This window comes from Luteolibacter yonseiensis (assembly GCF_016595465.1).
GTDB lineage: Bacteria > Verrucomicrobiota > Verrucomicrobiia > Verrucomicrobiales > Akkermansiaceae > Luteolibacter > Luteolibacter yonseiensis.
In genome coordinates this window covers 1,307,509-1,326,711 of sequence record NZ_JAENIK010000011.1, presented here as the reverse complement: position 1 = coordinate 1,326,711, position 19,203 = coordinate 1,307,509, and the positions used below count along the sequence as shown (strand labels likewise).

Annotated in this window: 12 protein-coding genes and 1 tRNA gene; 5 read left to right on the top strand and 8 right to left on the bottom strand. The window is 60.3% G+C overall.

Annotated features, from left to right (window positions below; translation table 11 throughout):
- The first annotated feature begins 81 nt into the window (after window positions 1–81).
- The 3 genes from JIN84_RS15260 (at window position 82) to JIN84_RS15250 (ending at window position 3,392) form a co-directional block, all read left to right on the top strand.
- On the top strand, window positions 82–759 hold the full coding sequence (locus JIN84_RS15260; RefSeq protein WP_200351904.1) for a response regulator: 678 nt from the start codon (window positions 82–84) through the stop codon (window positions 757–759).
- On the top strand, window positions 756–2,168 hold the full coding sequence (locus JIN84_RS15255) for an ATP-binding protein (RefSeq protein WP_200351903.1): 1,413 nt from the start codon (window positions 756–758) through the stop codon (window positions 2,166–2,168). Before JIN84_RS15260 ends, JIN84_RS15255 begins: the two co-directional genes overlap by 4 nt.
- Window positions 2,169–2,231: 63 nt before the next feature.
- Complete coding sequence (locus JIN84_RS15250; RefSeq protein WP_200351902.1) at window positions 2,232–3,392, top strand: hypothetical protein; 1,161 nt, start codon at window positions 2,232–2,234, stop codon at window positions 3,390–3,392.
- 322 nt (window positions 3,393–3,714) lie between these two features.
- Here JIN84_RS15250 and JIN84_RS15245 read toward each other — a convergent pair.
- Window positions 3,715–3,787 (bottom strand) — tRNA-Lys (locus JIN84_RS15245).
- A gap of 148 nt (window positions 3,788–3,935) precedes the next feature.
- Here JIN84_RS15245 and JIN84_RS15240 point away from each other — a divergent pair.
- Entirely contained in the window at window positions 3,936–5,273 is a 1,338-nt protein-coding gene (locus JIN84_RS15240) for an MATE family efflux transporter (RefSeq protein ID WP_200351901.1), read from the top strand.
- 24 nt (window positions 5,274–5,297) lie between these two features.
- On the opposite strand, the gene JIN84_RS15235 is transcribed toward JIN84_RS15240, so the two are convergent.
- The 3 genes from JIN84_RS15235 to JIN84_RS15225 all read right to left on the bottom strand — a co-directional run bounded on the left by JIN84_RS15235 (window position 5,298) and on the right by JIN84_RS15225 (window position 12,367).
- A complete protein-coding gene (locus JIN84_RS15235) occupies window positions 5,298–5,768 on the bottom strand; it encodes a hypothetical protein (RefSeq protein ID WP_200351900.1) in 471 nt (156 codons plus the stop codon).
- 139 nt (window positions 5,769–5,907) lie between these two features.
- Window positions 5,908–10,290, bottom strand: a complete 4,383-nt coding sequence (locus JIN84_RS15230) for a DUF7133 domain-containing protein (RefSeq protein WP_200351899.1) — start codon at window positions 10,288–10,290, stop codon at window positions 5,908–5,910.
- A 115-nt stretch (window positions 10,291–10,405) separates the two neighbouring features.
- A complete protein-coding gene (locus JIN84_RS15225) occupies window positions 10,406–12,367 on the bottom strand; it encodes a polysaccharide lyase family protein (protein ID WP_200351898.1) in 1,962 nt (653 codons plus the stop codon).
- Between the two features lie 231 nt (window positions 12,368–12,598).
- Here JIN84_RS15225 and JIN84_RS15220 point away from each other — a divergent pair, with 231 nt between their 5' ends.
- Window positions 12,599–12,976, top strand: coding sequence for a hypothetical protein (locus JIN84_RS15220; RefSeq protein ID WP_200351897.1), 378 nt, complete (start codon window positions 12,599–12,601; stop codon window positions 12,974–12,976).
- 94 nt (window positions 12,977–13,070) lie between these two features.
- On the opposite strand, the gene JIN84_RS15215 is transcribed toward JIN84_RS15220, so the two are convergent.
- The 4 genes from JIN84_RS15215 to JIN84_RS15200 all read right to left on the bottom strand — a co-directional run bounded on the left by JIN84_RS15215 (window position 13,071) and on the right by JIN84_RS15200 (window position 19,190).
- Window positions 13,071–13,988, bottom strand: coding sequence for an Npun_F0296 family exosortase-dependent surface protein (locus tag JIN84_RS15215; protein WP_200351896.1), 918 nt, complete (start codon window positions 13,986–13,988; stop codon window positions 13,071–13,073).
- A gap of 926 nt (window positions 13,989–14,914) precedes the next feature.
- Entirely contained in the window at window positions 14,915–16,480 is a 1,566-nt protein-coding gene (locus JIN84_RS23085; protein ID WP_234043478.1) for an Npun_F0296 family exosortase-dependent surface protein, read from the bottom strand.
- Window positions 16,481–16,736: 256 nt separating this feature from the next.
- Window positions 16,737–18,041, bottom strand: coding sequence for a leucine-rich repeat-containing protein kinase family protein (locus JIN84_RS15205; protein WP_200351895.1), 1,305 nt, complete (start codon window positions 18,039–18,041; stop codon window positions 16,737–16,739).
- 63 nt (window positions 18,042–18,104) lie between these two features.
- Window positions 18,105–19,190, bottom strand: a complete 1,086-nt coding sequence (locus JIN84_RS15200; RefSeq protein WP_200351894.1) for a leucine-rich repeat protein — start codon at window positions 19,188–19,190, stop codon at window positions 18,105–18,107.
- Between the last annotated feature and the right edge of the window lie 13 nt (window positions 19,191–19,203).

The window sequence follows — 19,203 nt, the reverse complement described above, 5'->3', positions numbered from 1 at the left end:
ACGCCACCAATTCCACGACCGGAACATGGCACGAGCCACCCGGTGGTGGACCATTCGTCGCATCATCCATCACCCTCTCCCATGCGTTTGCTTTTTGTCGAAGATTCGAAACGGTTGCAACAGACCGTCGGCACCGCCCTGCGCCGCGCCGGCTTTGCGGTGGATGTAACCGGAAACGGTCAGGAAGGTCTGTGGCTCGCGGAGGCGAACGAATATGACGTCATCGTGCTCGACATCATGCTCCCCGGTCTGGATGGGCTTGGGCTGTTGAAACAACTGCGCGACCAGGGACGCAACACTCACGTCCTCCTGCTGACAGCACGCGACACCGTGGCGGACCGCGTGCGGGGTCTGCATGCCGGGGCTGACGATTATCTGGTGAAACCCTTCGCGCTGGAAGAACTCCTCGCCCGCGTGCAGGCCCTCTGCCGGAGGGCCTACGATAGCAAGCAAAACAAGATCATCATCGGCGACATGCATATCGATACCGCCGCCCGCACCGTGAGCCGTGCGGGACATGTGATCATGCTGCAGGCACGCGAATACGCGCTGGTCGAATATCTCGCGCGCCGCGCCGGTCAGGTGGTTTCGCGTACGGAAATCGAATCCCATATTTACGACGGGGATACGGGGCTCATGAGCAATGTTGTCGATTCCGCGGTCTGCGCCGTTCGACGCAAGCTTCATGTGGCGAACCCCGAGCCGATCATCCACACCCGGCGGGGCCAGGGGTATGTCATGAACCCTGTCTCACCATGAAATCCATCCGTCACCAGCTCACCCGACAGCTTGTGGCGGGTACGCTCGTCATCGCAGGATGCGGCGGCGCGGCAACCTACCTCACCATGCGGGCGGCGGTCCTGAATCAGTTTGACGAAGCGTTGCTTGGCAAGGCCCGGGCGATCTCCGCGCTCACGCAGCAGGGGCGCGGAGGCAAACCCCGTCTTGAGCTCGACGACGTCCGTTCGCTGGGATTCACCGAGTCCGGATCGGAGGACTTTTTCCAACTCCGGCTGCTTGATGGAAAAAGCGTGGCCCGCTTTCCAGCCTTCGTCTCATTGCCGAGACCGGAAAACTCCACCGATTCACCCGTTTTCCAAAACATCGAACTCCCAGGGGATATTGATGGGCGGGCCGTTTCATTCGCCTTCACGCCCGACAGGGAAGACGACGACGACAACGATGGTGACGAAAAGCGCCGCCGGAAACCTGTCGCGGCCACCATCGTTGTGGCGTCCTCACGACACTCACTGGACACAACCCTGCACATGATGCTCGCCGCCCTGGGCATGGGAACCACGGTGCTGCTGGCAAGTGCGTGGATCATCGTCCCACGGGTTCTACGCCGTGGCATGCTCCCCCTTGATGAGTTCGCCAGCCGCGTGTCGGGCATCAACACGGATTCACTTTCCACTCGTCTTCCTGAAACGGGAACCCCCTCCGAAATCGCGCCCATCGCCCGCTGCCTGAACGACCTGCTGATCCGCATCGGAGCATCGTTCGAACGTGAACGTCGGTTCAGCGCGGATCTCGCCCATGAGTTGCGCACGCCGCTTGCCGAATTGCGCAGCCAAGCGGAACTCTCGCTCAAATGGCCTGACACACGCGCCGCCGGAGCCGACGCCGACACTCTCGCCATCGCCCTTCGGATGGAGCATCTCGTCACCCGCCTGCTTGCCTTGGCCCGTGCCGAAGGCGGCCACTCGGGTATGGTGCGGGAAAAGGTGCCCATCCAATCCGCAGTCCTCACGGCATGGCGGCCTTTTGCCAATCAAGCCGATGCCAAAGGACTGCGTGTGACTTTCAATCTCCCGTCCGACCAGACAATCGAAAGCGATCCCGCGCTGCTGCGTGAAATTCTCTCGAACCTGTTCTCCAACGCGGTGGACTACACTCCCGCGGACGGAGAAGTGGATGTCGCGGGAAGTCCGGCTTCCAGCCCGTTCCGCCTGACCGTGAGCAATACCGTGCAGGATCTCGACTCCAAGGATGTGGAGAACATGTTTGATCGGTTCTGGCGAAAAGAGGCTTCACGCTCGGATGACGAACACGCCGGTCTCGGACTCGCTCTGGCTCGCGGCTACGCCCAGGCACTGGGTCTGGACCTGGGTGCCGGACTTGATGGCCCATTCCGTCTGACCGTCACACTGAAGAGTATGGAAAAATGAAATTTTCGAAATAGATCACGCTGCGGTCATGCTCCGTGAGCAAAACTGGCCATCTTTCCCACCATGAAAAAAAACATTCTCATCCCCACGGGAGCTGTCGTTTTGGGAGCAGTGGCCTTCATTGCCGGGCGGGCCAGCATCGGCGACATTCCACCCGTCCCGGAACGCGCCGGATACCTGCGAATCAACTCCGCAGCCCCCCGACCAATGCCCGCAATCCCCGCTGAAATCACCAAAAGTTCACGGTCTGCCGCACCTCCGCAAGAGAACGTCCAATCCCTGCTGAATCAACTCGCGCGCCTGTCCGTCAAGGAGGACGATGCGAAAACCATCCGTCCGGTATTGGTTCTCCTGGAACAACTCAGCCGGATGGGCCCCAAGCCCTTGCCCGCCATCCGTGAGTTCCTCGCTTCCGGTGCGGATGTCAGCTACCTTCCGGCAGGTGGCAAACGGTTCCGGGACATAAAACCGATGATGAACGCCTTGGTTCCCGTCTGCCTGCGTTTCGCACTGTTCGATCTCGTGGCCCGGATCGGCGGTACGGAGGCGGAAAAAGTGCTCTCGGAAAATCTTGAGATCACCCGCAATGGTCTGGAGATAGCCTTTCTCTCCGAGATGCTCGATCAAATGGCACCCGGCAGCTACCGGAACGCATCCGTTGCCGCCGCCACCAGACTGCTTGTCAGCGGAGTTCCCGCGGACCGCAATCTTCTTTTCGAACTGATGAGAAACCTGGGCGATACCTCTTATGTCGCGACAGCCCAACGCCAGATGATCCAACCCGACGGTCAGGTGGATCGCAGCGCGCTCCGGTATCTTCATCAAGCCATGGGTAAACAAAGCGTGGGTCTCGCCGTGCGCTCCTATCAGGATCCGCGCCTTGCCGAACCCGGCAGCAAGGAGCCGCTCGCACGCGTGGCCCTTTCCTACGTCGGCGTGGATGCGACCGCCCTCGATTTATTCCACACCGCATTGTTGGACCCGGCGCTCCTACCCGATCAGAAACGGAATCTTGTGGAGGATCTCAATGAAGACGGACTCAGCAACCGCCGGGCACCCACCGCAGAAGATCTTCAGATCATCACCAAACGCTACGAACTCACTCAAGCCTACCTTCGCCAGGACTACGTCCAAAATGATGGAGTCCTGAACGAAGCCTTCCGCGAAGCCGACAAGGATCTGCGGAAAATGTTGGAGAGGGCCGCTTCACCTCCCAACCAATGATGGTTGATGCGATCCCACACGATGGCGTCTATTCGTTGCCTGCTATTAGTCATGGTTCAGCGTAGTCTGGAAAAAACCTTCCTCCGCTCTGGCGAGATTGCGGAGAAAGAACGCCAACGACAAAAGATTTTGATCCACCTTTTATATTGAATTTCAACCATCTGCGACATCAACCACCTGAATCGCCCCGATCCAATGGAGGAGATCGATGATAGGGATAACGTGGCTGCGAAAACCAGGACCACAATACGTGTCCTGGCAACCTCGACAGGAAAATTAAAATTTACTCCGCCGCCATCACAAGTTGATGACTGCTGAGAAGTACCCCGGCTTGGATTCGAACCAAGGACCAATTGATTAAGAGTCAACTGCTCTACCAACTGAGCTACCGAGGCGTTGGTAAGTGTCCCGCAAGCGGCGACGCGGCAGGTGTAGCAACTCACGCAACGAGGGCAACCGTAAAATTCCATGAATCCATCATTTCTTCCAATTCGTGAATCTCATGGACAAATCCGATGCCGGGAACGACACAGCGGCCCGCGCATGAATCTGCTTCACGAATCCCGTCTCACCCTCCGTCTGGCAGTGCCGCTGATGATCGGTCAGCTCAGCCAGATGCTGATGGGTGTGGTGGATACCCTGATGGTCGGACACCTGGGCGTGAACGACCTCGCGGCGCTGACTTTCGCCAACTCGCTTTTCCACATCCCCTTCGTGTTCGGCATCGGGCTGCTGACAGGGGTCTCCGTTTTCACCTCCAACTCCCGGGGCGCGGATGACGCGGCGGGAGTCCGGGGGAGCTGCCGGCATGGGCTCTATCTGGCGGTGGCATTGGGGATTCTGTTGTTCGGCCTCGCATGGATCGTGTCCCTGAACCTCCATTCCTTCGGGCAACCGGAGGATGTCGCCGGGCGGGCGCAGGGGTTTTTCCGAATCCTGATGGCTTCGGTGATTCCCGGACTGGCATCGATCGCACTGAAAAACCATGCGGACGCGCTGAACCGCCCATGGCCGCCCTTCTGGATCTTCCTCGGCGGTGTGGCGCTGAACGTCGTCCTGAACTGGGTGATGATCAACGGAAACCTCGGCTGCCCGGTGCTGGGATTCGAGGGCGCGGCCTGGGCAACCCTGATCTCACGGGTCGCCATTCTGGTGGCGATGATTTTCTGGCTGACGAACGCCAAGGGACTGCGCGAGTGGGTGCCCTACCGCTGGTTCAGGATGCCGCGGTTCGCGGATCTCGGCCGACTCCTGTCCATCGGCCTGCCTGCGAGCTTCCAGATGCTCTGCGAGGTCTCCGCATTCTCGCTGGCGGGACTCATCATGGGCCGCTTCGGCCCGACGGCGATGGCCGCGCACCAGATCGCGATCACCATGGCGGCGACGGCATTCATGATTCCGCTCGGACTTTCCATGGCTCTCACCGTCCGCATCGGCGAGGCGGACGGCGCGGGCGAGACGCAGCGGCTGCGCCCCATCGCGGTATCAGGCTGGTGGTTGGGCGCGGGCTATTCGGTGATCGCGGCGCTCCTGCTGTTCATGTTCGGAAAATGGGTCGCCTCACTTTTCATCGATGCGCCGGAGGTCATTTCGCTCGCGGGTTCGCTGCTGATGATCGTGGGTTTCTTCCAGCTGTTCGACAGCCTCCAGGTGGCGTCCGCCGCGATGCTGCGTGGCATGCGGGACGCGCGGATGCCCGCGCTGATGGGTTTCGCATCCTATTGGCTGGTCGGCCTGCCGGTGGGTGCGGGCCTGGCGTTCGGTCTCAAGCTCGGTGCCATCGGTGTCTGGTGGGGACTGGCGGCGGGATTGTTCGTCGCCATGATCACACTGGGTCCCCGGCTGTGGAAATGCACCCGGCCTCCATCCTCCGTCGGCTGAGACATTTCCATGTCCTGCGGAGTCTCAGACGATCACCCGCAGCTTGAAGAGCTCATCGCGCTTCAGACGGAAAGTCCGCTTCTGTGCTTTTCCTCTTCCGGAGCTCCCGTATTCCACCTCCACCTCGGTTTCATCGCCCTTGGATTTGATCGAGGAAATCCGGAGAACCGGCTCACGCCTCATCCGCAGGAAACAGTGCAGAGGCACGTCCGGATGGGCGGCATTCCATAAATAACGGGCGGGCGCGAAATCCGTCACGTCCGCCAGCGCGGTCAGTATCTCGCGCAGCAGGCGGCCACTGTGCCTGCGGACCAACTGGCCCATGGAACGCCTCGCCAAAAGCGCCTCAATGAGCGCCGAGGCCGGATTCTGGTAATCCTCCTCCATTTCCTTGATGATCTCGCGGGCATGGAGCGCCATCAACGCGTGCATTTCATCGCGTTCGATCTCGCCCCGCTCGAAGCTGGCGAAAATTTGGCTGGGCGTGGGGATCATGTGAAAAGCGTCTGACTATTTCCCGGCAAGCAGTCGTCAGCAAGGGAGAACATTTTCAAGATCCGGCGCCAGGTCACGGCAAAAAACAACCCGCCACCTCGCGGTGACGGGTCATCGTGACAAGTTTGAAACCGGCTCCTTACGGCTGCTTCTTCGAAAGCGATTCGAGGTAATCCAGCAGGCTGGCGAACTCGCGGATGGTCAGGCCGCTGACAAGACCGGGCGGCATCAAGGAGTTCGGCAGCTTGTCACGCTTGGCGATCTCCGAAACCTTCCAGACGTATTCCTTGCCCGAGATGTCGCGCGCCTTCACCTGCTCCGCGCTTTCCAGCGTGATGAATCCCATCACCGCCGAGCCGTCCTTGAGCGTGAACATTTCCGTAGCGAATCCCTGGGCGATGGTCTTGCCGGGGTCCATGATGTTCTCCGCGAGCACGTCCCGGGTGTAGGTCTGGGCGATGGTGCCGAGGAACGGCCCCTTCTGCACTTCCTCCAAACTGGCGGCGTGGCAGGTGGTGCAGCTCTGGCGGCTGAAGATCTGCTTGCCGAGCTCGACGCTACCCTTGGTCTTCATCACCTGGGCGATGGCAGCGGCGTTGTCCATGGTGCTGACGAGCGGGGTCTTGTCCTCGCCTTTCTTCTCCAGCTTGAGGGTCTCGCCTGCGGCTTTCGCGGCGGCGGCGATGGCGGCGTCCTTGCTTTCCATTTCCTCACGCACCTTGTCGTCGTAGCGGTGGGAGCCTGTCGCCTGGACGGCTTTCAGGATCTGCACGCGGCGTTTCGCACTTTCCCACCCGTGGTCGAGCGCTTTTTTCGAGAGTTCGCGGGCCTCCGGGCTACCATCCTTGCGCTCGCTGAGGCTGATCAGAGCGGCGTCGGCCCAGAGAGACACGTCTCCGTCGAGCTTCTCCGCCTGATCTTCCAGCAGCTGATGATGGTTTTCCAGTTTCTGTGAGGACAGGAACGCGGCCTTCGCGAGATCGCGCGGCTTGTCCGCGTCCTTAGCGGCATGAAGCCTTCCAATCGCGCCGAGAGAGGCGATGCAACCTTCCTTGGAGTCGGTTTTGGCGAGAAGGATCACCGCTTGCGAAACCGTCCGGGCGGGCTGGTCGGCCTTCAGGGCATCGATCAGGTAAGGAGTGGCGGACGCGGGAAGATTCTCCACGCTGGCAAGCTGGGAAACCAGGTCGGGAAGGATGGTGGGGTTCGACTTCGCGAGCGTCATGATGCGTTCCAGCGATTCATTGAACTCGATGCGGTTCCGCTGGAGCTCGCGGACGAAGGCGGGCGCTTCCGCGGGAGATGCTTTCGCCAGCTCCGCCTTGAGCACCTGGGCGATCTTCGGCGTCTCGCTCCACGGTTCCGGCTGATAATACGGGCCACGGGTATCCGGGCGGGTGCCCCATGAATCCCCCTTCCATTCGCCTTCGTGGAAATAGAGACGGGCGAGCGCCCCGAGAATGCCGCTGCGGGCCGCCGGATCGCTGGTTCTTCCGAGACGGGAAACGAGTCCCGAAACGACCTCCGGCTCGTGCATGCGCATGAGCGCGCGCAGGGCACCGGTCCGCTGGGCGGGGGTGGACTGAAGGGTGTCCACCACACGGAAGCAGGCATCCGCCGCTTTCAACCGGCCGAGAGCCCGGAAGGCGGTGTGGGCGACGACCGGATCGGGATCGCCAAGCTGGCTTGTGATCTGCGGAGCGAGCACCAGCATGTTCTGGCGGGTGGCGCCGATGATGGCCTCGAGCCGTGTCCGCGGGTCGTTGCTTTTCAGCCCCTCGGTGAAAATGGCGGCGGGTGCGGTGGTCTTTCCGGCGGTGGCGGCATCCAGGCCCGCGTCACCCAGGGCCCGCAGGACGAAACGCTGGAGAGCGGGATCCGTGGCCAGAGGAGCCACTGATTTGATGACGGAGGCGGCGCTGTCCGCCTTCACCGCGCGCTGGGTGAGGGCGTAGAGAGCGGCCACACGGGCGGGCAACGGCTTTCCGGCATTTCCGGCAAGACCCAGCAGCGCATCGCGCATCGCCGCATTGCCCGGGCGGCGGAGCAGGGCGCGTTGCGCTTCGAGCGTGCGCACCTGGCTCGGCGATTCCAACAGTTTCACCAGTTCCGCATCACTTGCCTTTTCAAAATCCGGCAGCGTCTCGGGTGTGTAACCCTTCGGTGACACGCGGACGATATATCCCACCTCCGGTCCTTCCCATTTGAAGGTCGCACCCTTCCAACTGGCCTGGTAGATGCGGCTCATGCCGTCCACATCCGCATCCGTCGGGCGTGTCATTTTCACCAGCGGCTCGGGCTTCGCGGTTTCCTTGAAGGTCGCGCCGTTCGGTTCGACGGTGTGCTTCCAGAGCGCGCCCGTGCCCCAGTCGCATGTCAGGGGGGCGTTGTTCCACTTCTCAGGAATGCCGGGTTCCGACAGATAGGCCGATCCGCATCCGGAACCGCCGCCGTAGTCGGCGAGGGGTTTCACGATCTCGTCGCCGAAGTTCATGTACATCCGTGGGTAGCCATGGTCTTCGAGTCCGGTGAAATGGTGGAAGCGCACGTCCCAGCCCCCGCCGTCATTCGTGTTGTCCCGGGAAAACAGATCCAGCAGCGGACTGATGGGTGTGCCGAGGATGTTCCGTGTGCCGGTGCTGAAAATCTCAAGGCCGGAGCCGTCCGGACGGAAGCGGAGGACACCACCCGCACGGTGCTGGACGTGGCGGCCGTCGGTGCCGATCGCCTCCTTGATGCCGAAGTCACCGCCGGCGATGTAGAGCCAGCCGTCGATACCCAGGCTGAGACCATTCGTCGTGTGATCCGCCGTGCGATGATCGAACCCGAAGGCGATGCCCTTGATCAGGGTCTCCTCCTTATCCGACACACCATCGCCATTGGTATCGATGTAACAAGTCACATCCGGAGGGTGGACGACGTAGAGCCGGTCGTGGTCCCAGACGATTCCACGCGGAGAATCCACATTCTTCACAAACTCCGTCACCTGGTCGGCACGCCCGTCGTTGTCGCTATCCCGCAGGCGGAGGATGCGTCCCCGGCCTGGGTCCGTGCCGAGCGAACCGTTTCCATCCGAAGCCACATAGAGGTCACCATTGGGAGCGGACGCGACATAGACCGGATAATTCGCCTCGGACGGGGTGGAGAAAAGCGTGACATCGAAGCCATCGGCGACGCTCACATCCTTGAGAATCTGGGCCTCCTGTTCTGAGGTCAGCTTGGAAATGGTGGGCGTGATGTTGCCTCTTTTCTTAAGGTCATCGTAGGACTTCCCATCCGCCGCCACAGGAGACTTGCTGAAAAGCGGCGCCACGCCATCACCTTGCAACGAAATTTCATTGATACTGGCCCAGCCGCCTTCCGAGCTCCCGGTGGCGGTGATCCTGATGGCCTTCACCTCCGTCTTCGTGAACGTGGCGGTGGTATCCCCCTTGGCCTCATTCTTGCTGGAATCCGCCAGCATGGACCATGTCTTGCCATCCTTGGACCCCTCGAGCTGGTATTGGTAAGTCCTGCCCTTGTCTTCCCAAGCGATTTTCACCCCGGACAGCTTCTGGGCCTTTTCAAAATCCAGTTGATACCATTGTGGAAACGAACCGCCGTCCGCGCACCAGCGGGTCTCCCCATCTCCATCCACCGCCAGGCTGGCAATCCGGTCATCCTGGACGCTGGAAGCCGAGGCCGTGACCACCGTGGCATTCTGCGGAACGGCCTGAGCGACCGCGGGACGCTTTCCTGAGATCACCTCCAGCTTTCCCGGTGCCCCCTTGTAGGGTTTCAGATAGGTGGAGTTGAGCTTGTCACAGCTCCACAACAGGCCGTTCACCAACAGGTCCAGATAGCGGTCATCCTCCACCGTCTGATTGTTATGTCCGAGGGTGGTGTTGAAAACACGCGTCCCGTGATAGTCATTGGTCCACGCAACCACCGTGGTATCCGTCTTGCCATTGCCCTGGATCTGGCTGCCAAGCGCGAGCGGCTTGGCGGTGTCGAAAACCTTCACATTGTTGTAAAGCTCCTCATCGACGGTGGTCCAGTTTTTCATCCCCTTGGTGATCGGGTGGGAGGAGTCGGTGAAGTCGATGGAAATGGGTTTCTGCCAACCATGTCCGCTGGACTGGATGCCGAGAAACTCGAACCAGATGTCCTTGCCCGTCCGGTAGCTGTGCATCGCACAGTGCAGGTTCAGGGCCGGGAGACCGGCCTTGTGCGCGTCCAGGATGTTCTGCACATAGGGCAGATCCTTGATGTCCGCGGAACACTCGTCGTGGATGATGATGTTGTATCCCTTCGCCCAATCCTTGTTCTCATACATCGGGAAATAAGGCTTCGTCCCGGAATCCTCGGCCCGGATCACGTCCACCTGCACATTCGCCCGCGCCTGGATGCCATCGCGCAGGATGACCGCCTGCTTCTGGTAGTCATGGCAGCACCCGCCACAAACCAGCAAGGCGCGAAGCGGAGCTTCGGCGGCGGAAGCCGGGACAACTCCCAGCAGGATCAACAAAATATAAGAGCGCATGGACAATGGATGATTTGCTTCAATTACCCGCCTCGGCGGCAGGTGGTTGTTCGATACGGCGTGCCCGCGGCACTTCATTCGCGCATCTGACAGAGAAAATAGCTCGTGATGGAAATCACTGGATACCCCCCATAAAGGTAAATATTCCCCGCCGTCCGCGACGACCCGCGTCCACCTCCGCGCCCGCCTCCTGTGGAGAGACGGCCTCCATCCTGAGACAGTCATACAACACGCCCTGATGCCACTGCGAGCCGCTGAGACGAAGCTCCAGCACGTTTTCGCCCTCCCTCAAGCGTGCCGCGGGAATGTCGAAGCCGCGTTCGAACCAGTAGCCACGGCTCGAGTCCCTGTGCATGGTGCCGTTCTCAGGCAGCGGGCCGGTCGAACCGATCCCGGAACCATTGAGTGACAGGCCCAGCTCCGAACCCTGGCGGGAACCGCAGAAGGAAATCCTCAGACGCGTGCCATCCGCCGGGACCTTTTCCAAGGAGAAGCGAACCTTCCATGTGGAGTCTCCCAGCACCCGGCAGTCTTCGGAAAGTTCCAGCGGTTGGCAGATGTGCCAGTCCTTCCGCCAATCGCTCCTGCCGACGGTATAGTCCACCCCGTTCGGAAAATCCGTTCTGTATTTCAAATAATTCCCCCAATACCAGTAGCGGTCCCCATTGCGGAATTCCGCCGCGCTGCGGTCCGGAATACCGATCTGCCAGAGCGTGGGTCCCGCACGTTCGGGAGACCACACCAGCTCTCCGGCCTCCCTCACCAGACCGGACTTCACCTCCACGTCCTTTCTCAGGAACTCACCCATCACACCGTCCGCAAAGGCATGAAGAACGTAGTTTCCGGGCCTGATCCCTGTGAGGGAAAACGATCCATCCGGCTGGGCGCGGACCCAGTATTGATAGTATTTTCCGTCCCGCTGCCACCCGATCATCTCGCGTCCCCAGCCCTCCCTTCCAGCGGCATATTCCGGTTCCGTGAGACCCACCCACATGCTGTCGGCAGATGGAGATGTCCCATCCTTTTCCTGAATGCGGATTTTCCCGGAAACGCCACCGCGACCGCTTGCGGCAGGGTACTCCGTCATCTTCACCCATGAATAGGGCCACGCGGCGCGTTCCACTTTCGCCTCGGCGAGCGCCGCAGCCCACAGGCCCGCCGGATCTGCCCCCTTGTTGAAATGAATCGCGAACGGACCGATGACTTTCGACCATTTCTCTCCTCGTGCGAGCGACAGCACGGTCCCACCGTAATGGCTGCCGTGCCACATGTTCAGCAATGTGGGAAGTCCGCCATTTCCGACATCGAGATGACCGGTGAGCTCCATTTTCGTCGGCCCGCCCGCGATGTATTCCATGCTCGGATTGATCATCCACACGCCGAACCCCCGCCGGCTGCCAACCCACCCGTAGGCCGGGACTTTTTCCAGAATGGCGGAATAACTGTACTTGTGCTCGGCCCAGCCGGCGTGTCTTCCGGTCGTCATGCGGCGGGCCTCCTTCAGATTGAGCGGGGAACCCGCATCCCAATCCGCCCCCGTGGGCATGATCCAGTTCCTGTCCTTGTCGATGGTGAGCTGGTCGAAAACACCGCCATCCAGCTTGATGACGAAACGCCCCTCACCTATCCGGAAAGGCGCGTCCTCGCCGCCATGCTCCAGCAGGGCGGTGGCATAAAAGGTTGTGCTCTGCCGGCCGATGGAGTAGCGGATCTGGACCTTCCCCGGATAGGCCTGATCCGCACCCGTGCCGTGGAATTCACAAACCACCTCCGCCCGCTCTCCTCCGTTCGTCGCCGGGTCGATGGAGACGAACTGACTTTTCGAAACGCCGAATCCCCCGACCCGCGATCGCCCGGAGGAGGCCGCCATGGACCAATAGCCCGTGCCTTTTCCCAGCAATTCGGCATCGCCCAGCCTCACCGCGGTCACCCGTCCCGAACGTTTTTCAATGGTGGCGGTCAGCGCGCCGTTCGACATGCGGAAACTCCCCCCTTCCTGGGTCACGGTGACATCCCCCGCAGCCACCGGGATCGCGGTAAGAATCAAGACGGAAAGAAAACAGAAGAGGAGTCGCATCGTGGAACACCGGAAGCGTAACGCATGCCGTATTTTTCCGCCTCACCGCATCTCTACTCCGATGGGGTTAGAACCGTCCCCATGATATCGATCTGCATTGGAATGACACCGGTTCCAGCAAACGGGATGCCGGGTGAACCGTGTGGAAACCGGACGAGATCCCCGGACTGCGAAACGCCATCCATCGAAAGCCGCCGCAGGTGACCCGGATTTTAAAGTCCCGCCGTCTAAATGTTTGTAACGCCCGAACGATGGATCCAAAGTCCCGGCGTGGGTGCGGAATCCGACTATGAAGATCTTGCGTATCCCCCGAACGGCGGCTCACTGAAGCTGTTCATTCTCGGGATCATCGTTCCGGGGACATTGACGTATCACGGATACCAGGCATGGGCCTCGCAGGAAGCCTGGTGGCCCGGCCGGGGCGGAGGTGTGATGGTCCATGGAGAGGCCGCCCAAGCCATGGCCGCAGCCTACCTGAGCGTGGCGGCGTTCATTCATTTCCGCTGGTTCTGGGGACTGCTTCGCGCGGAGCGGATCTTTCAGGCGGGCACCGTCCTTTCGCTATTTTCCTTCCTCATCGCCCTGATCTGGGCACTGTGCGCCTCCTGATCCGGCTACCCCGGCGAAAGGAAAAAACCGCCGTCCCGGCATGGGGCGGCGGTTTTCCAGATGATTTCAGGCCGTGGCGGCAGCGACCGGCGCCTCACGCGCTCTTCTTGCGGCGCAGTCCCTTGAGACCGATCACCGAGGCGAACGCGGCGATGATTGGCAGAGGAGGTGCGGGGGCGGCAGGAGCGGACGGAGCGAAGTTCACCAGCGAGGACTTCCCGGTCTTGGGGTCGAAGAGGCTGAGGCTCACCTTGTCACCAACCACACTCGCATCGGAGATTTGGGAAACCGTTTGTTTTCCGTCGGTGGATTGGACGTAGAGCATCGGGTCTCCGGGAAGGCCGCCGTCGGCGGTTGGATTCCAGCCGTTGGCGCGGACGGTGTAGTTGTCGGCCTCGAAGCCGGAGCCGTGGTTGTTGCCAAAGACGATGGTGTCCCACGAGGTGTTCGCGTCACCGATGAAGTTGATGAAACCGTAGGGCTCGCCCTTGTTCTTGCCGGACTGCCAGCCATCCTCGATCGGGTTGCCGTAGTAGGACTTCGGCAGCAGGTTCATCAGGTTCGCGGTGGTGAAATCCGCGACCAGCACGCCGTTGTTGTAGAATTTCATGTCGTTCGCCGCGTCGCCGGCGGACCAGTAGAGACCGAAGTAAGAGGTGGCCTGGTTCAGCTTGAGGGTGGTCACGCCGACCTTGCCGATGCCTTCGACCGCGTAAGGAGTGCCCGTTGGCGATTCCGCGCTTGGAGCTCCGCCGTATTGGTCGGCCTTGATGACGTTGAGCTCGTCGAAGGTGCCCACCCCCTCCCACACGACGTTGGAGTGATGGCCGAGAAGGTTGTCGAAGGTCTGGACGCTGGTTCCGCTGAGGGTGGAGTTGAAGGCTCCGACGCCCTCGGCGGTCGAGACGATCATGCCGTAGGTCGAAGACGAGGTGGCGGCTTGCGTGTTGCCGGCGGCCATGAGGAGGGGGAGGATGACGGAGGCGAGGCGGGTTTGGACTGCGGTTTTCATTTTCGGGGAGGTGTTGGGATTGCGAGATTGTTTGGTGTGGGTGGCGCGCTTGGCGGCCTGCCTTGAACTGCGATCACCCTACCCTTTTTCCGCTCCGGAACAAGAATCTTGCTTCACGCGATAATGTATCACGCGATGGTGTAGGGTCCGGATGATGCGGAAAACCCCTTGATTCCAAGCGCGGAACCACTCGGGGCAACCTTCGAATGCCGGCAGCACCCATGCGTACCCCGCGGCTCGGAACATAGCGTCCGCCTCTAACAATTACTATTAATATAGTAATAAATACCGGCACACCGTTCCGCATCCCGATGTTTCTCCACGTCTCCGATGGATGATGCAGCCTCCCCGTTCTCCGTTGGATTCCCAGCCCACAATGGAAGCGCCCCGGACAGCGATGGAGAAATCGCTGTCAATCTTTCGCCAGAATGAAGGTGGGCGCACACAAATGAGGAGGAGCTGGCAAAGAAGTGCCACCGCTTTTGAATCCAGACCGTCTGCCGGAAGTAATTGCCGATACGACGAAGGACGGATCAGGCCCTGAAGCACGAACTCCGGGCGGCGCTTTGGAGAAGCATCGCGGCACGGGTTTCGGCAATGATTTTTGTCAAACGGTCTACCAATGGTGGCATGAAGATCACGCTTCATTCCACCGACGGAAAGAATGCCCACGGCGCGTGGCGTCGAATGCAAGCGCTCCTTCAGGCGGCAGCCGACGGGGCATCGTCATTATTACGACTGCTCCGCGGAACATCCCGTTCCGCGAAATCCCGAGGATATGGGAAAAATCCCAACGCTCTGTTTTCTCTGGCATGACATCAACGGATCATTGGCGAACCTGGCCCGTAGGAACACAAAAACGCCGCCCCACGAAGGGGCGGCGCCATTGCGAAAGATTTCAAGCAGGGGGGAAACCCACCGCAGCCTCAAGCTCCCTTCTTCCTGCGGAATCCCTTGAGACCGATCACGGCGGCGAAAGCGACGATGATCGGCAGCGGCGGGGCCGGGGCCGCTGGGGCAGCCGGGGCGAAGTTGATCAAGGACGATTTGCCCGTTTTGGGGTCGAACAGGCTGAGGGTCACCTTATCGCCTTCCACGTTCGCGTCGGTGATCTGCGAAACCGTTTGCTCACCATCCGTGGATTGGAGGTAAAGCAGCGGGTCGCCCGGAAGCGCGCCATCGGAAAGCGGGTTCCAACCGTTGGTCCGAACCGTGTAGTTGTCCGCCTCGAAACCGGAGCCATGGGTATTGCCGAACACGATGGTGTCCCATGTGGTGCCCTCATCGCCGATGAAGTTGATGAAACCGTAGGGCTCCCCGGTATTCTTGCCGGACTGCCAACCATCCTCGATGGGGTTTCCGTAATAGGACTGCGGCAGCAGGCTCATCAGATTCGCCGTGGTGAAATCGGCCACCAGCGTGCCGTTGCTGTAGAATTTCATGTTGTTCGCACCGTCGCCGGCGGACCAGTAGAGACCGAAGTAAGAGGTGGCCTTGTCCAGTTTCAGGATGGTCTCGCTGACCACACCGATACCTTCGACAGCATAAGGAGTGCCGGTCGGAGACTCCGCACTCGGAGCACCGCCGTATTGGTCGGCATTGATGACGTTGAGCTCGCTGAAGGTGCCGACGCCCTCCCATACGACGTTGGTGTTGTGCCCGAGAAGGGTATCGAAGGTCTGCACCTTTGTGCCTGTGAGAGTGGAGTTGAACGCTCCGACGCCCTCGGCGGTCGAGACGATCATGCCAAAAGTTTTCGAAGGAGCGCTGGGGATGGAAACTGGTGGAGAGGTCGGAGAGGTTCCCGGGTTGGCGCTGGAGCCGGAATCAACTCCGCTGCTTCCACCATCACCGCTGTTGCCGCCATTTCCAGAACTACCGCTGGAGCCGGAATCACCGCTGTTACCGCTGTTACCGCTGTTACCGCTGTTACCGCTGTTACCGCTGTTACCGCTGTTACCGGAATTTCCGCTGTTGCCGGAATCTCCGCTGTTCCCGTTGTTCCCGCTGTTCCCGCTGTTCCCGTTGTTCCCGCTGTTCCCGCTGTTCCCGTTGTTCCCGTTGTTCCCGTTGTTCCCGTTGTTCCCGTTGTTCCCGTTGTTCCCGTTGTTCGACTTGGTGTCGTCCTTGGTGACCGTCGCGGCGTTGTTGCCGTCCGACTTGGTGTCGTCCTTGGTCACCGTGGCGGCGTTGTTGCCATTCGACTTGGTGTCGTCCTTGGTCACCGTCGCCGCGTTGTTGCCATTCGACTTGGTGTCGTCCTTGGTCACCGTCGCCGCGTTGTTGCCATTCGACTTGGTGTCATCCTTGGTCACTGTGGCGGCATTATTGCCGTTCGACTTGGTCTCCTCCTTGGTCACCGTGGCGGCGTTATTGCCGTTGGAGTTCTTGTTGCTGGCAAGCGAGACGACCGTCGCAGCCTGTGCTTGGGTCGCAGCCATCAAGAGAGGGAGCAGCACGGAGGCGAGCCGGTTTTCGATTTTGGTTTTCATTTCAGGGAGGGTGTTGGATTTCGGAATACGGTGGGGACTGGCGGCGAATCTTCCGCCGTGCTGCTGATTTGCCGCCACTCTACGTATTTTCCCTACCGAGGACAGCACTTTACTTCACGCGATAATGTATCACGCGATGGTGTGGGATCAAGGCTTCCTCTTTGTTCCACAAATGATCCGTGAGGAAGGTCCTTCATTCCGACGCGGTGGCTTCCACCCGACAATCATTTCCGCACCTTGCCGGCAAGATCACCGCTCATTCAGGGGAAAGGAAATCCGTGATATCACGGAAGGTCGGACGATACTGCGGATCCGGGCACAGGCAGTGGTCCTTGAGGGCGAGCAGTTCCTCAATATCGGTTTCGCGGCCCTTCTCCGGCACCACCCGCGCCAGAAGCTCACCGAGCAGATGGCCAAACGCCCTTATCTCAATGGCTTCCAGAGAACCCGCACAAGAAACCGGAGCAGATGAAGCAGCACCGAAGTCCCCCAGGAGGCATTCACCGCGTGCGCTCCACAGGATGTTGTGCGCGTAAAGATCCCCGTGTACCACACCACGCGAGTGAAGGTGCCCGGCGGCCTTGGCGATTCCGCCCGCCATCCTCCTCGCGACGGCATAAGGAAAGTGCCGGTCTTCCGGGTAGATGTCCTGGGTGCATGTTCTGAGGTCGGGCGGACCTGCGAGAACATGGAAATCCGGATCGGCAAGGCGCATGACCAACCCTGCGGTCCCATCCGGATGACCGATGATCCGCCCCAATGCTTCTATGAGACCCGGGTGTGTCCCGGCTGCCAGGCAGGCTGAGATTTCGCTTTCCGGAAGCCCGTCGCTGGTCATGCCTCCTTTGAAAAGCTTCACCGCGACGTCTTGGAAATCGTATCCGTTTTCCGCCTTCAACCGCGCCTTGAAAACGACCCCGGACGCACCCTCGCCGAGTTTTTCATGCGTTTCGATTCGATCCCAATCAATGCCTCCGGCGGTGACCGCAGGCACGGGTGAACAGGGGTTTCCCCCGAAGGCCAGCCATGCGAGGCGGGGGAGGGAAAGCAGGAACCCAGGGAGTTTCTCCAAGCGGTTCGCCGAGAGCCGGACCAGTTCGAGACTCTTGAGTGCGGACATCTCCGCGGGAAGCGCCGTCAGAAGATTTCCGGAAAGCATGAGCTTCTGGAGGCGTTTGCAGAGCCCGATTTCAGGCGGCAGCTCTGAAATGCGGTTGTCAGTAAGAACAAGCCAGCGGAGATTCGGTGGCAAGGCGGCCGCGGGAACGCTCCCGATGTGATTCCCCCTGAAGCCGATCATTTCGAGATCCGGACAACCGCCCAGAACCTCAGGCAGCCGGGTGAAGCGGTTGCCGGAGCAGAAGATGATGCGGAGTTTTTTCAAACGCGGAAGATCATCCGGCAGTTCCGCAAGCTGGTTGTCCGAGAGATTGAGGATCTCAAGCGTGTCCGCCAGGTCGTAGATTTCCCGTGGAAATTCCGTCAGATCCGCCGCCAGATCGAGACGGTGGATGCCATGAAGTCCGCCGGAGCGGAGGAGAGTGAGGGTGTCGTGCGACATCAGCGGGAGGCTGGAGGAAACACCGCAGGTTTGGAAGACTTGTTCCGCACTCCGGTGGCTGATTCACCGGGCCAGGCCTTTTCCCGTGAGTTTCACCTCGAAAGCGGGGTTTCTCGGATCATTGCTCCGGATGAGGAGGGTGGCGTTGCGGGTGCCCTTTCCCTTGGGGTTGAAGGTCACGATGAATTCCATGGATTTGTAGCCCTTCAGCGATTTTTTCGGCAGGGGTGTGACCGTGAAGTCGCCTTTGTTCGCACCGCTTTTGGTGAGAGAGATGTTTGCCAGTTCGCGCGCCCCTCCATTGTCGATGACATAGCTTTTGGATTTGCCCCGCTTGCCGACCTTCGCGTCGCCGAAAGCCTGCACGGTTCCGCCGTTCTTCAGGGGGAACCCCTTGGGCCCCAGGATTTCGAGTCTCGGGATGCGGATCAGCTCGGAATCGAATCCCTGCCAGGTGGGGTAGGTGAATCCCTTGCTCCAATAGTAGGAATAGACCGCGAAAAAATTCGAAACGCCATCAAAGGCATCCACTCCCAGCGCGGGGGCGTTTCCCGCGAATCTGGCATATTCCAGCCGCCAGCAGGAGCCGAAGGCGTAATCCCCGATATGGGTGAGGGTGGCGGGAAACGTGACTTCACTGAGCGAGTTGCAGCCATAGAAGGTGGAAGGCCCGATCCGGGTGATTCCGGGCGGGATTTTCACGCTCCGGATCTCCCAACAATCTTCGAACGCCCTGTCCCCGAGGTGGGTGAGACCGGACGGAAGGTCGACCGCTTGGAGCTCGAAGAGAGAGGCGAAAGCACTTTCACCGATGGAGACCACGCCGGAGGGGATATTGATGTCCACCACCTCGCTGCACCCCTCGAAAGCCCCGTCCTCGATACGGACGATGCCCTTGGGAAGGACGATGTGTTTCATCATCCAATACCTGGCGAACGCGTGGGCGCCGATGACGGTGACGGGTTTGCCCGCGATGGTCTCGGGAACCTCCGCTACGACCGCCTGCCACACTTCGGACTCGTAGCGGTCGATCGTGATGGAATCCGCATGCTCGGTGTAGGTGTACGGACCGTAGGTGTCCGCAAACAGCGGGGACTGGCACAGGAATGCGACCGAACAGATGGCCGAAAGGAAGGATCGTTTTTTCATCGGGGACGTTTTT

What these genes read in the sequence shown, in the direction of transcription:
- JIN84_RS15220 (WP_200351897.1), top strand. Translation starts at nt 12,599, where the DNA reads ATGTTTGTAACGCCCGAACGATGGATCCAAAGTCCCGGCGTGGGTGCG.
- JIN84_RS15215 (WP_200351896.1), bottom strand. Translation starts at nt 13,988, where the DNA reads ATGAAAACCGCAGTCCAAACCCGCCTCGCCTCCGTCATCCTCCCCCTC.
- JIN84_RS15230 (WP_200351899.1), bottom strand. Translation starts at nt 10,290, where the DNA reads ATGCGCTCTTATATTTTGTTGATCCTGCTGGGAGTTGTCCCGGCTTCC.
- JIN84_RS15255 (WP_200351903.1), top strand. Translation starts at nt 756, where the DNA reads ATGAAATCCATCCGTCACCAGCTCACCCGACAGCTTGTGGCGGGTACG.
- JIN84_RS15225 (WP_200351898.1), bottom strand. Translation starts at nt 12,367, where the DNA reads ATGCGACTCCTCTTCTGTTTTCTTTCCGTCTTGATTCTTACCGCGATC.
- JIN84_RS15260 (WP_200351904.1), top strand. Translation starts at nt 82, where the DNA reads ATGCGTTTGCTTTTTGTCGAAGATTCGAAACGGTTGCAACAGACCGTC.
- JIN84_RS15250 (WP_200351902.1), top strand. Translation starts at nt 2,232, where the DNA reads ATGAAAAAAAACATTCTCATCCCCACGGGAGCTGTCGTTTTGGGAGCA.
- JIN84_RS23085 (WP_234043478.1), bottom strand. Translation starts at nt 16,480, where the DNA reads ATGAAAACCAAAATCGAAAACCGGCTCGCCTCCGTGCTGCTCCCTCTC.
- JIN84_RS15205 (WP_200351895.1), bottom strand. Translation starts at nt 18,041, where the DNA reads ATGTCGCACGACACCCTCACTCTCCTCCGCTCCGGCGGACTTCATGGC.
- JIN84_RS15200 (WP_200351894.1), bottom strand. Translation starts at nt 19,190, where the DNA reads ATGAAAAAACGATCCTTCCTTTCGGCCATCTGTTCGGTCGCATTCCTG.
- JIN84_RS15240 (WP_200351901.1), top strand. Translation starts at nt 3,936, where the DNA reads ATGAATCTGCTTCACGAATCCCGTCTCACCCTCCGTCTGGCAGTGCCG.
- JIN84_RS15235 (WP_200351900.1), bottom strand. Translation starts at nt 5,768, where the DNA reads ATGATCCCCACGCCCAGCCAAATTTTCGCCAGCTTCGAGCGGGGCGAG.